General features: G+C 67.6%; 13 protein-coding genes and 1 pseudogene. 5 read left to right on the forward strand and 9 right to left on the reverse strand.

What is annotated here, in order from left to right; translation table 11 throughout:
• Nucleotides 1-111: pseudogene (locus DI041_RS16875) on the forward strand (IS110 family transposase); the annotation flags it as partial.
• 28 nt (nucleotides 112-139) lie between these two features.
• On the opposite strand, the gene DI041_RS16880 reads toward DI041_RS16875, so the two are convergent.
• From DI041_RS16880 to DI041_RS16920, 9 genes are all read right to left on the reverse strand, one after another.
• The gene (locus DI041_RS16880) at nucleotides 140-694 is read right to left on the reverse strand and encodes a hypothetical protein (protein ID WP_046983455.1); all 555 of its coding nucleotides are present in this window, start codon (nucleotides 692-694) and stop codon (nucleotides 140-142) included.
• A 107-nt stretch (nucleotides 695-801) separates the two neighbouring features.
• Nucleotides 802-1,128 carry a low molecular weight protein tyrosine phosphatase family protein gene (locus DI041_RS16885; RefSeq protein ID WP_136639426.1) on the reverse strand — a complete coding sequence of 109 codons (327 nt, stop codon included), beginning with the start codon at nucleotides 1,126-1,128 and terminating at the stop codon, nucleotides 802-804.
• Nucleotides 1,129-1,264: 136 nt separating this feature from the next.
• Entirely contained in the window at nucleotides 1,265-3,457 is a 2,193-nt protein-coding gene (gene uvrD, locus DI041_RS16890) for a DNA helicase II (protein ID WP_006402493.1), read from the reverse strand.
• Between the two features lie 9 nt (nucleotides 3,458-3,466).
• A complete protein-coding gene (locus DI041_RS16895; protein WP_136639427.1) occupies nucleotides 3,467-4,888 on the reverse strand; it encodes an FAD/NAD(P)-binding protein in 1,422 nt (473 codons plus the stop codon).
• A 45-nt stretch (nucleotides 4,889-4,933) separates the two neighbouring features.
• Nucleotides 4,934-6,352, reverse strand: coding sequence for a cardiolipin synthase (cls, locus tag DI041_RS16900; RefSeq protein WP_136639443.1), 1,419 nt, complete (start codon nucleotides 6,350-6,352; stop codon nucleotides 4,934-4,936).
• A gap of 203 nt (nucleotides 6,353-6,555) precedes the next feature.
• The gene (rpmG, locus tag DI041_RS16905) at nucleotides 6,556-6,723 is read right to left on the reverse strand and encodes a 50S ribosomal protein L33 (protein ID WP_170272460.1); all 168 of its coding nucleotides are present in this window, start codon (nucleotides 6,721-6,723) and stop codon (nucleotides 6,556-6,558) included.
• Nucleotides 6,724-6,733: 10 nt separating this feature from the next.
• On the reverse strand, nucleotides 6,734-6,970 hold the full coding sequence (rpmB, locus tag DI041_RS16910; RefSeq protein WP_005411638.1) for a 50S ribosomal protein L28: 237 nt from the start codon (nucleotides 6,968-6,970) through the stop codon (nucleotides 6,734-6,736).
• A gap of 264 nt (nucleotides 6,971-7,234) precedes the next feature.
• Nucleotides 7,235-7,744 carry a DNA polymerase III subunit epsilon gene (gene dnaQ / locus DI041_RS16915; RefSeq protein WP_136639428.1) on the reverse strand — a complete coding sequence of 170 codons (510 nt, stop codon included), beginning with the start codon at nucleotides 7,742-7,744 and terminating at the stop codon, nucleotides 7,235-7,237.
• A gap of 165 nt (nucleotides 7,745-7,909) precedes the next feature.
• Nucleotides 7,910-8,803: a LysR family transcriptional regulator gene (locus DI041_RS16920; protein WP_136639429.1), complete on the reverse strand. Its 894-nt coding sequence runs from the start codon at nucleotides 8,801-8,803 to the stop codon at nucleotides 7,910-7,912.
• 108 nt (nucleotides 8,804-8,911) lie between these two features.
• On the opposite strand from DI041_RS16920, the gene DI041_RS16925 reads away from it, so the two are divergent.
• From DI041_RS16925 to DI041_RS16940, 4 genes are all read left to right on the forward strand, one after another.
• On the forward strand, nucleotides 8,912-9,310 hold the full coding sequence (locus tag DI041_RS16925; RefSeq protein WP_046983449.1) for a RidA family protein: 399 nt from the start codon (nucleotides 8,912-8,914) through the stop codon (nucleotides 9,308-9,310).
• 161 nt (nucleotides 9,311-9,471) lie between these two features.
• Nucleotides 9,472-9,807: a hypothetical protein gene (locus DI041_RS16930; RefSeq protein WP_006402574.1), complete on the forward strand. Its 336-nt coding sequence runs from the start codon at nucleotides 9,472-9,474 to the stop codon at nucleotides 9,805-9,807.
• 56 nt (nucleotides 9,808-9,863) lie between these two features.
• Nucleotides 9,864-11,117 (forward strand): TolC family protein, encoded by a 1,254-nt coding sequence (locus DI041_RS16935; RefSeq protein ID WP_046983448.1) that lies wholly within the window; start codon nucleotides 9,864-9,866, stop codon nucleotides 11,115-11,117.
• Nucleotides 11,114-12,319 carry an efflux RND transporter periplasmic adaptor subunit gene (locus tag DI041_RS16940; protein ID WP_046983447.1) on the forward strand — a complete coding sequence of 402 codons (1,206 nt, stop codon included), beginning with the start codon at nucleotides 11,114-11,116 and terminating at the stop codon, nucleotides 12,317-12,319. The genes DI041_RS16935 and DI041_RS16940 overlap by 4 nt, the downstream gene beginning before the upstream one ends.
• The last annotated feature ends 6 nt before the right edge of the window (nucleotides 12,320-12,325 follow it).

Here is a 12,325-nt window from a genome sequence, read left to right on the forward strand (position 1 = left end):
GTCAAGCAGGGCAAGCCGGGCAAGGTGGCTTTGGTCGCGGTGATGCGCAAGATGCTGGTGATCCTCAACGCCCGCAAAAGGGATGCGGAGGCCCAGATGGCCTCCGCCTGACAAGACAGTTGCTACATCAAGCCTGCCCTCAGGCGATCTGCACCACGCGCGCGTTCTGGCACAACGGATAACTGCCGACGAATTCAGCGATCGCATCACGCATCGCCTCGAACGATTCGCCGTACATGTACAGCGCGGTCTCCGTCGGGCCCTGCCACCAGCTGCAGATCTCGCCGAGGCCATCGATGCGCTCGGACAGCTGCTCAAACACGTGGTTGGAATCGCACTGCTCGTAGACCTCGTCCGGCAGGGTCAGGCCATCCAGGTAGATGCCCAGGCCCTCGGTCACGCCGAAGCTGCGATCAGCCTCACCCGCACCCTGCAGCTGCGAGCCCTTCGGCGCGCCCAGCTGCTCCAGCAGGTCGATCAGCTTCGGCACGCCCGCAGCGTCCACCAGCGCCACTTCGATGTCGCCGTATTCGACCTCGCCCTCGTCGGACATCGCGGTGCCACCGCCAGTGATCCCGCCGACCTCGGCCGCCTGCAGCAGCGCGTCAAGCGGATCTTCGAACAGCTCATGGCGATGCTCGGGCTGCAGCTTGGCGTTCAACTTCACGGTGACGTGCAGCGTGGGTTCGGTCATCGGGGCGTTCCTGGAAGAAGTGCCGCCTATTGTAGAGCCGAGCCCATGCCCGGCTGCTCTTTCCCACCAGAAGCAGCCGAGCATGGGCTCGGCTCCACAACAGCCCGTCAACGCAGGAACGGCGCCACCTTGCGCTTGAGCAACTCCACCAGCACCGGGTCCATGTAGTCGTAGTCATCCGGGATATCCAGGCAGATCACCTGCTTGCCCTTCAGCCCTGCCTTATAGCGGCTGGACAGCCGATTGCGGTGGATCTTCTCCATCACGAACACCAGGTCGGCCCACTGCAGCAGCTCGGGGCTGAGCACTTCCTCGGCGTCGGCCAGCAGCCCGGCCGAGGCTGTTTCGATGCCCGGCCAATTGGCAAAGACCTGCTCGGCCGTCGGGCTGCGCAGGCGGTTCTGACTGCAGAGGAAGAGCACGTTGCGGGTCATGAGCGCAGCGTATCGGGGTCGGATCCCTTTTCCAACGGAGGCCGCGATTGCTGTAGAGCCGAGCCCATGCTCGACTGGGTTTTCCCGCAATGGCGTCAGAGCCCTCCCCGCGGGAGGGATCCGACCCCGGCAGTGATCAGATCACCGTCAGGTTGGCGTAGGCCATCACCAGCCACTTGCTGCCGGCGTCGGCGAACTCGACCTGCACGCGGGCGTGGGCGCCGTTGCCTTCGTAGTCGGTCACCATGCCTTCGCCGAACTTGGGATGGGTGACCAACGCGCCGAGCTTCAGCGGCGGCGCCTCGATCGAGGCATGGCCCATTACCCGGCTCGCGCCCATCGAGGCCGGCCGCGAGACCTGCACCTTCGGGCGCACTTCGTGCAGCAGCTCACGCGGAATCTCGCGCAGGAAGCGCGACGGCAGACTGTAATTGTCCTGGCCGTGGATGCGGCGCGACTCGGCGTAGCTCAGCACCAGCTTCTGGCGCGCGCGGGTGATGCCCACGTAGGCCAGGCGGCGCTCTTCTTCCAGCCGCCCGCTTTCCTCCAGCGAACGTGCGCTGGGGAACAGGCCTTCTTCCAGGCCGGCCAGGAACACCAGCGGGAATTCCAGGCCCTTGGCCGAGTGCAGGGTCATCAGCTGCACGCCTTCCTCGCCGGCCTGCGCCTGGCCCTCACCGGCCTCCAGCGCGGCATAGGCCAGGAACGCGACCAGCTCGTCCATGTCCTCGCCCACTTCCTCGATATCGTCGGCGCGGCGCACGAAGCGCGAGGCCACCGAAACCAGTTCATCGAGGTTGTCGGTGCGCGATTCCGAATCCAGCGCGTTGCGGCTTTCCTTGCTCCAGTGCTCGCGCAGCTGCGAGCGGGCCAGCACGTGGTCCACGCGCTCGGCCAAGGTCATGTGCAGGGTCTGCGCCTGCAGCTCGTTGACCAGCACCAGGAAGCCGGCCAGCGCGTTGCGCGCGCGTGCGGCCAGCGCGCTGCCCTGGGTGACCAGCATGGTCGCTTCCCACAGCGAGATACCCTGCGCGCGCGCCTCGCGGCGCACTTCGTCCAGCGTACGGTCGCCGATGCCACGGGTGGGCGTGTTGACCGCGCGTTCGAAGGCGGCGTCATCGTTGCGGTTGGACAGCAGGCGCAGGTAGGCCAGCGCGTCCTTGATTTCGGCACGCTCGAAGAAGCGCATGCCGCCATACACGCGGTACGGCACCTGCTCGCTCAGCAGTGCTTCTTCCAGCGCGCGCGACTGCGCGTTGCTGCGGTAGAGCACGGCCACTTCGGTGTAGCTGCCACCATCGCGCACCCACTGGCGGGCACGCTCGACGATGTAGCGCGCTTCGTCCATCTCGTTGTACGCCGCGTACAGGTCGATCGGCTCGCCGTCGCCGCTGTCGGTCCACAGTTCCTTGCCGATGCGGTCCGGGTTGTGCGCGATCACCGCGTTGGCGGCGCCTAGGATGTTGGCGGTGGAGCGGTAGTTCTGTTCCAGGCGGATGGTCTGCGCGCCTGGGAAATCGCGCAGGAAGCCCTGCACGTTCTCGACCTTGGCACCGCGCCAGCCGTAGATGGCCTGGTCATCGTCGCCGACCACGAACACGTGGCCGGAATCGCCGGCCAGCACGCGCACGAAGGCGTACTGGATGGCGTTGGTGTCCTGGAACTCGTCCACCAGGATCTCGCGGAAGCGCGCGCGGTAGTGCGACAGCAACGCCGGGTTGTCACGCAGCAGTTCGTGCGCGCGCAGCAGTAGTTCGGCGAAGTCGACCAGGCCGGCGCGGTCGCAACGCGCCTGGTACTCGATGTAGGCCTGACGCATGGTTTCCAGCCATGCATCGTGCGGTTCCGGCTGGATGTGCTGTGGGCGGCGGCCTTCGTCCTTCTGCGCGTTGATCCACCACGCGATCTGCTTGGCCGGGTACTTGCCGTCATCCAGTTCCAGCGCCTGCACCACGCGCTTGACCAGCCGCAGCTGGTCGTCCGAATCCATCACCTGGAAGCCTTCCGGCAGCTTCGCGTCCTGCCAGTGCAGGCGCAGCAGGCGGTTGGCCAGGCCGTGGAAGGTGCCGATCCACATGCCGCGGCTGCCGTTGGGCAACTGTGCGTCGATGCGGTGGCGCATTTCGCCGGCCGCCTTGTTGGTGAAGGTCACCGCGAAAATGCCGTGGGTCGGCACGCCATCGACTTCATGCAGCCAGGCGATGCGGTGGGTAAGTACGCGGGTCTTGCCGGAACCGGCACCGGCCAGCACCAGGTGGTGGCCGGGGGGAGCGGAGACGGCTTCGCGCTGGGCCGGGTTCAGGCCATCAAGCAGGTGGGAGACATCCATGCCCCCATTTTACGGCATCGCCGTCGCGGCTCCTGCGACCACCTGGGTTGCAAGTGCGTGTGCCTGCTGACGCAGTTCAGGCACCGCCAGGCTTTCCCACAGGCTGCCGATGCGCAGGCTGCCGAGCACGCCCAGCCGTGCCTGCGGCTGGCCACCGGCGGCACGCAGGCGGTCGCCCGGGACCGTGCTGTCCAGGCCCAGCCCATGCGGTCCGGGGCGTGCCATGCCGTCCACCTGCAGCTGCTGCAGCAACGGATTGCGCAGCGCGCTGGCGCGGGTTTCCACGCCGGTGGCGTTGATCACCCCGCTGATCGTCCACTGTTGTTCATTGCCCGAGGCATCGCGGCCGGACAGCTGCAGCGCATCGCCGTCGCGCCAGACGCGTTGCAGGCGGGACCGGTGGATACGCAGCTGGCCGCTGTCCTGTAGCGCCTGCAGCTGCGCATCCACTTCTTCGGCGATGCGGTGGCGATGCACGTCCCAATAGCGCACCACATGGCGCAGGAAGCGACGCTGGTCGGCCTCATCGAGGCTGCACCACAGCGCCTGCCCGTGCGGACGGATGCGGTCCATCACGCCCTGCCACGGCAGACCGTCGGTCTGTGCCTGGCGTGCGAACCCGCGCAACGCGCGCAGGCGCTGGCGCAGGTTCATCGGCAGCAGTAAAGCCGGATCAAACGTGGGCAGACCCCCGTGCGCATGCGGCAACGGCAGCAGGCCATGGCGCGAGATCACATGCAGCGGACCGGTGTGACCGGCGGCGACCAGCGCCAGCACGGTGTCGGCCATGCTCAGGCCGGACCCGACAATGGCGACAGTCTGCTCGCCGGCCAGGGTGCGTACGCCGTCGTAGTCCCAGGCCTCGATCACGTCATCGGCGGGTAGCGCCTCGGCACCGGCCACCGGCAGCGGGCGCATGCTGTTGCCGAGGGCCAGTACCGCCTGCGCGGCGTGCAGCGCAGCGCCATCACCCAGCTGCAGCCGGTAACCATGGTCATCCGGCTGCAGGCCCAGCACCGGCTGCGCGATCACCTGCAGCTGCGCGGGGCTGGCTGCGGCAGCTTCCTGCAGCCGCTGCTGCAGGTAGGCGGCAAAGAAGTGGCGGCACACATAGCGCTCGCCCAGCACCTCGCGCGCCTCGCCCGGGTAGGCGTTGGCAGCCATCAGGTAATCGAGGAAATCACCGGGTTGGTCGGCAAATGCACTCATCTTCGCCGCCGGCACGTTCAGCAGATGCTCCGGCCACGGCGTGGCATAGGCGATGCCCTGGGCCAGCTGCGAGGCCGGTTCGAAAATGGCCAGCGCCAGCGGCGCGTGGGCCTGGCGCAATACCTGGATCGCCACCAGCACCCCGGCCGCACCACCACCGATGATTGCCAGGTCCAGTTCGCCATTACGCGGTGAATCAGTCATGTGCCGATTGTAGGCCATCGGCGATGACAGGCCGGATTGCCGAAATGGGCGGCCGGCATTGCCTTACATCAACGCATCGGCCAGCCGTGCGATGCCCTCGCGGCTGCGCCGCCACGTGGGGCGGCTGCGCCACTGCTGCAGATCCAGCTGCCGCGACTCACGCAGATAGCCATCCTCGATCTCGCACAACTGCTTCACCAGCGCGCGGTCGTAGCAGATCAGGCCGATTTCGGCGTTCAGCGCGAACGAGCGGATATCCATGTTGATCGAGCCGAGCACGGCGATATCCTCGTCCACGCTCATGTGCTTGGCGTGCAGGAACTGTGGTTCGTACAGGGCGATGCGCACGCCACAGCGCAGCAGTTCGTCGTAGTACGCCTCCTGCGCCCATGAGGTCAGCCGCTGGTTGTTGCTGGCCGAGAGGATCAGCTGCACCTGCACGCCGGACAAGGCCGCAATGCGCAGTGCGCTCAGCGTGGCTTCGTCGGGCACGAAGTATGGCGTGACCATCACCAGCCGGCGCCGCGCCAGGTGGATCAGTGCCGCGACCGCATCACGCGCGTTGCTATAGGGATATGCCGGGCCGCTGGGCAGCAGCTGGGTGGCGATGTCGTCGCTGCACTCGGGCACATCGGCGATCACGTCCAGGCGCTGGCCGGTTTCCATGTACCAGTCGCTGGCGAACACGGCTTCCAGATGCGCCACCGCCGGGCCACGCACGCGCGCCACCAGCTCGCGGTTCGGGTGGCCGGGCACGAACTGCGGGCCTGCCAGGTTCTGCGAACCGACATAGGCCACTTCGTTGTCGATCACCGCGATCTTGCGGTGGTTGCGCAGATCCATGCGTCCGCTGCGGCGCCAGCGCAGGCCGCCGGGCAGCATCGCGCGCACTTCGATGTCGCGCGCCTGCAGGCGCTTGCGATAGGCGCGCAGGCCGCGCTTGGCACCCACCGCGTCGAGCAGCACCCGGCACTGCACGCCACGCGCCGCTGCACGCTGCAGTGCCTCGACCACCGCCTCGCCCACCGCGTCGTCAAACATCAGGTAGTACAGCAGGTGCACGCGGTCTTCGGCCTGGTCGATGTCGGCGATCAGCGTGTGCAGCGATTCGTCGTAGTCGGTCAGCAGGTCCACCGCGTTGCCGTGTACCGGCATGAAGTCGCCCTGGCGCTGCACCAGCGGTACGATCTCGGCACAGGCGGTATCCGGCCACGGCGTCCAGCGCAGGCGGTGCTGCAGCGCCTGTTCCTCGCGGATGACCTGCGAGGCTTCGGCCTGGCGGCGGATGCGCTCGCGCGACAGCCACGGGTGGCCGAACAGCAGGTACAGCGGCAGGCCCAGCAGCGGCACGAAGCCGACCAGCAGCAGCCAGCTGCGCGCCGCACCCGGCGTGGTGCGGGTGGGGATCCAGCACAGCGCGACCAGCCGGATGAGCCAGTCGATCAACAGCAGGTAGGAACCCAGCAGCCACTCGAACAGCATCGCGTCGCCCGTCGGGAGGTGATGGGCCATTCTGCCCAGCCTTCCGCCAACGTGCCAACCAAGGTTGGCACCTACCGTGTGTTGGAAGAGCGTGCCGACCAACGGTCGGCACCCACCACGGGAACACCGGGCATGAATACCGGGCATGAAAAAACCCGCCACAAGGGCGGGTTTCTTCGGAGGCGATCAGCAATCCTTGCGGATTACTTGATCTTGCCTTCCTTGTACGGGACGTGCTTGCGCACAACCGGATCGTACTTGGAGAATTCCATCTTCCCCGGGGTGTTCTTCTTGTTCTTGTCGGTCGTGTAGAAGTGACCGGTACCAGCGGTCGAAATCATACGGACCTTATCGCGCTTGCCTGCCATGATCGTCTACTCCTCAGACCTTTTCGCCGCGCGCACGCAGCTCAGCCAGAACGGAATCGATACCGTTCTTGTCGATGGTGCGCAGTGCATGCGCGGAAACACGAAGCTTCACCCAGCGGTTTTCGCTGGCAACCCAGAAGCGGCGCTCGTGCAGATTCGGCAGGAAACGACGACGGGTCTTGTTGTTGGCGTGCGAGACGTTGTTACCCGTCTGCACTCGCTTGCCGGAAACCTGGCATACGCGGGACATTGCGCACCTCGATAGTAAGTTGTGTCAGCCCGTAGCCCGGGAGACGGCGGCCTCGATGGTTGCCCACCACACGTCAAGAGAATCAAAGGGTTACGCTGGCGTTGGGCGGCCGGGGACGTGCTCCCGGGGGCGCCGCCCGGTAGAAAACCGGACACAGCGAGCCGCGCATTATGCACGGGTTCAAGCACTTGCGCAAGTTACCCACAGGCTGGGGCTGGACGCGACGGCCGCTCCCCCTGTAAAGCCGGGCCGGGCCGGGCCGGCTCAGCGCAGGTGCGAAACCACCTGGGCAAGCAGGTGCGCGTCCTTCAACGCGCCATGCAGGCCCCGGTTGCTTGGGATGCGCAGGCGCACAAGCAGGTCGTCCAGCTTGTTGGGCATGCCGGGCCAACGACTACGCGCCAGCTTCAGGCTGCAGGTAATGCGGCAATGCTGGGCCAGACTGGCGGAGATGCCGGCCAGGCGCAGCTCGTTGTCCAGGAAGCCCACATCGAAGGTGGCGTTGTGCGCGACCATCTCGCTGCCGCGCAGGAAATCCAGCAGTTCGGCGGCCTTGCTGGAGAACAGCGGCTTGCCCACCAGCATTGCGTCGCTGATGCCGTGCACGCGCTGCGCGCCCCAGTCCACCTTGCGCTGCGGCTGCAGATAGGTGTGGAACTGGCGACCGGTCAGCTGGCCATCGATCAGTTCGACGGCACCGATTTCGATGACCCGGTGCCCCAGGCGGTGGGAGATGCCGGTGGTTTCGGTATCCAGTGCGACGATGCGACTCATGAGTAGCGATGTTTCCTGTTGCGTGCCGTGATGATTTTCGCATGCCTGCAGCAGGAAGCCCCCTAAAGAGCCGAGCCCGCGCTCGGCTGGCGCGCGAAGCGCGGGCCCTGAACGTTGCAGCCAGAAGCAGCCGAGCGTGGGCTCGGCTCTGCAGACAAGCGGATTTCACCCCAATACCTCCACCACCCAATCGATGAACACCCGCAACCGCTGGCTCATGTGCCGGTTCGGCGGGAACATCACGTGCATCGGCATCGGCGGCAGCTGCCAGTCCTGCAACACCGGCATCAACTCGCCACGCGCCACGTGCGGATCGGCCATGTAGCTGGGCAGCGCGACCACGCCCAGCCCTGCCAATGCAGCCGCCAGATACGCATTGCCGTCGTCGAAACCGACCGTGTAGCGGCCCTGCACCTCGATGCGCTCATCGCCACGCTGGGCGTTGAACACCCGGGCGCGGCCACTGCGCGGGCTGAGGAAGCCGACCATGTGGTGATCCGGGCCTTCCAGCGCGCGCGGGTCGGTCGGCATGCCGAAGCACTGCACGTAGCCGGGGCTGGCATGAAAACCGATCGGCAGTGCAGCCAACGGCCGCGCCACCAGCGCCGGATCGGCCGGGGTGCCACCACGAATCACGCAATCGACGTTGTCGGCGATGACATCCACCTCGCGGTCACTCACGCCGATGTCCAGCTGGATCTCCGGGTAGCGTGCCTGGAAATCCGGCAGCGCCGGCACCAGCCGCAGCCGCGCGTAGGGTCCAGGCACGTCCACGCGCAGGCGCCCACGCGGCCGCGTGGCGGCATCGCCCAGCCCGCCCTCCACCTCTTCCAGCTCGGCCAGCAGGCGAGCGATGCGCGGGTAGTAGGCCGCGCCATCGGCGGTGACGCTGACCCGGCGCGTGGTGCGGTTGAGCAGGCGCAGCCGCAGATGCGCCTCCAGCTGCTGCACCAGCTGGGTGACCGTGGTGCGGCTGACCTGCAGGGTGTGCGCGGCATGGGTGAAGCTGCCGGTTTCCACTACCCGGGCAAACGCCCGCATCGCCTCGAAGCGGTCCATGGTGGGCCATGATTGTTTGGAATTTACAATCAATCTAGGCCGATCATCGCCGTTTATCCAGACAGCGTTGGCGCGGAGGATGGCATCCTCTCCCACGGGATCTTCTCCATGTCACAGCGTGATGTCGTTTTCCCCGCCGGCCGCCAGGCCCTGTACGAGCGCAACCGCTACTCGCCGGCGATCCGATCCAACGGCTTCCTGTTCGTCTCCGGCCAGGTGGGTAGCCGCGAGGACGGCTCGCCCGAGCCGGACTTCGAAGCGCAGGTGCGCCGCGCCTTCGACAACCTCAACGCGGTGTTGGCTACCGCCGGCTGCACGTTCGATGACGTGGTCGACGTGACCGTGTTCCTGGTCGATCCGGAAACCAACTTCGAGAAGGCCTGGGCGATCGTGCCCGAGTATTGGGGCGAGGCGCCGCACCCGACCCTGACCGGCATCGGCGTGACCTGGCTGTATGGGTTCCAGTTCGAGATCAAGGTGATCGCGAAGCTGCCTGCAGACCGGTAGTGCCGGCCGCTGGCCGGCAGCAATGTGCCGGGGTCAGAGCCCGTTCCAGAGGAACGGGATCCGACCCCACGCCCGGCCCACCTGAACGGGAGGTTCCGACGAATTCCCGAGGTGGCCATTGATATTGTATCCGGCGAAAACCGCTTGCTAGCCTCCCCTCCATGCGCCGGATCACCCGCCAACTGCGTACGTACCTGATGATGCTGCTGATGGCGGCATTCGTGGTCGTGCCGGTGGCCGACGCACTGGTGTGTGCGGTGGAACCGCATGCCAGCAGCGCCCATGTCGAATCCCTCGCGGACGACGCAGGCGGTGACAGCGACAGCAAGCACACCGGTGCCTGCACGCATAACCACTGCCACCACTCCACGCTGAGCCTGCCAGCGAACGATTTCGCCGCCTTCGGTACGCCGCTGCCGGCGCGCTGGATGAATGCCGGCGACGTGGCGACCTATGCGGTCGCCCAGGATGAATTGACGCGTCCCCCCCGGGCGTGAGTTGAGCGCGTCCCGCAATCGCGGGCTCCCGTTTCACTCACAACCGGAATCCCCCTATGTCGATCCTGACACCTCGGTCGCCGCGTGCGGCCGGGCTGGTCGTCGCTGTGTTGCTGGGCCTGGCCCCGGCGGCATCGGTGATGGCGCAAGCCGCCCCTTCCTACGACACCCTGCTTGAACGCCTCGACCAGCTGCCCGGCACCCGTGTCGGCGCGGCGCTGGCCGAAGCCGCCGACGCCCGTGCCGACCAGGCCCGTGCGTTGCCCAATCCTTCCCTCTCCTACTCCGCCGAGAACGCGTGGGGCACCGGCTCCTATGGCGGCATGGGCAAGGCCGACACCGTGCTCACCCTGTCCCAGCCCCTGGAGGTATGGGGCCAGCGTGGCGCGCGCGTCCGTGCCGCCCGCGCCGAGGCACAGGCGGCCAACCTGCGTGGCGCCCAAAGCCGCAGCGATGTGGCCAGCCAGTTGGCGGTGGTCTATGCACAGGCGGAAAGTGCACTGCGCCGCTACAGCCTGGCCGAAGAAGCGCTGACGCTCACCCGCGACGACGCCAACGCGGTCAATGCGATGGTCAAGCAGGGCCGCGAACCGCAGTTGCGCGCGGTGCAGGCGCAGAGCGAAGTGGCCAACGCCAGCGCCGCGCTGGATGAGGCGCAGGCCTTCCGCGACGCCGCGTTGGCCCGCCTGGCAGGTGCCGCGCTGCTGGATGCACCGGTGCAGTCGATCAACGACAGCCTGCTCGACCGTGCTCCGCCGCTGCCGCGTGGCGCCACCGATGCTGCGCTGGCGGTGCGCATCGCCGAGGCCGAAGCCGATGCAGCAGGCAAGCTTGTTGACGTTGAGCGCAAGCGCGCCCTGCCCGACCTCAGCGTCACTGCCGCACAGACACGCTTCCGCGAAGGCGGCGAGCGCGCCTACAACCTCGGCGTCAGCCTCAGCATCCCGCTGTTCGACCGCAACCGCGGTGGCATCCGCGCCGCCAATGCCGACCAGCGCGCGGCCGAAGCCCGTCTGGACCAGCAACGCCGCGACAGCGAGGCCGCGCGCCTCTCCGCCGTGGCCGGATTGAAGGCGGCCGGCAGCCGCACCCGTGCCTCCGACGAAAGCGTGGTCGCCGCCGAGGAGGCCTATCGGCTTGCCCGGGTCGGCTTCGACGCAGGACGCATCTCGCAGCTGGAACTGCGCAGCACCCGCAGCGCCCTCATCGCCGCCCGCGGCACCGCCGTAGACGCGCGCCTCTCGCGCGTCGGCGCCGAAATCGATCTTGCGCGCCTTGAAGGACGCGCCCCCTTTGTGGAGGCCCCATGACTCTCTCTCGTACTTTTCCGCTGATCGGCGGTGTCCTGCTGGCCGTGTTCCTGGCCGGCTGCGCCGGCAACGCGCAGACGCCGGAAACGGCCGATGCGACCACCGCCAAGGCCGGCACCGACGATGGCCACGGCCATGCTGCCGACAGCAAGGAAGCCAAGGCGGAAACCGCCAAGGCTCCCGCCGACGCCGATGAAGGCGTGGTGCAGCTGACCCCGGAACAGATCAAGGCGTCCGGTATCGAGGTGGTCGCCATCGGCCGTGGTGGCGGTGGCTCCACGCGCCTGTCCGGCCGCGTTGAACCGTCGGTGGGCGCACGCGCGTCGGTGGCCTCGACCGTGACCGGCCGCGTCGAACGCGTGCTGGTGGCACCGGGCACGGCGGTGAAGCAGAACCAGGCGCTGGCCATCGTGGTCAGTGGCGAGGCGGCAGTGTTCCGCGCCAATGCGCTGGCCGCATCGGCCGAAGCCGAGGCCGCACGCCTGGCCTACGGCCGCGACAAGGCGCTGGTCGACCAGGGTGTGGTTGCGCGCCAGGAGCTGGAAGCCTCACGCGCACGTTCGCTGGCGGCACAGGCCCAGGCGGCCGCCGCGCAGGCCCAGGCCGCCGCCAACGGTGCACCCGATGCCAGTGGCCGCGTGCGCATCACCAGCCCGGTGGCCGGCATCGTCGGCAACGTGCAGGTCACCCCGGGCGGCGTGGTCGCCGCCGGTAGTGCGGTGGCCGACGTCGCCGATCCGAGCATGAACGAACTGGTGTTCACCGCGCCGCCGGCGCTGGCCGCGCAGGTCACGCCCGGCATGAAGCTGGAAGTGAGCGTGCCGGGTGGCAGCTTCACCGCCACCGTTACCGGTTCGGCCGCCGATGTCCGCCAGCAGGGCGGCGTCGCGGTGATCCGTGCCACGCCGGTGGACGCCTCCTTGCCGCCGGCCGGTTCACCGGTATCCGCCGTGGTGGTCACCGAAGGCCAGGATGGTTCGCTCAGCGTGCCGGCCGATGCGGTGCAGAACGTCGATGGCAGCAGTGCGGTGTTCATCGCCGTCGAAGGCGGCTTCAAGGCGCAGCCGGTCCTGGCCGGACGCCGTGCCGGTGACCGCATCGAGATCCTCGGTGGGCTGACCGGCAGCGAGCGCATCGTTGGCAGCAACGCCTTCCTGCTCAAGGCCGAACTGGCCAAGGGCGAAGCCGAGCACGGCCACTGAGGAGGC

The organism is Stenotrophomonas maltophilia (genome assembly GCF_004920835.1).
GTDB classification, from domain to species: domain Bacteria; phylum Pseudomonadota; class Gammaproteobacteria; order Xanthomonadales; family Xanthomonadaceae; genus Stenotrophomonas; species Stenotrophomonas maltophilia_AQ.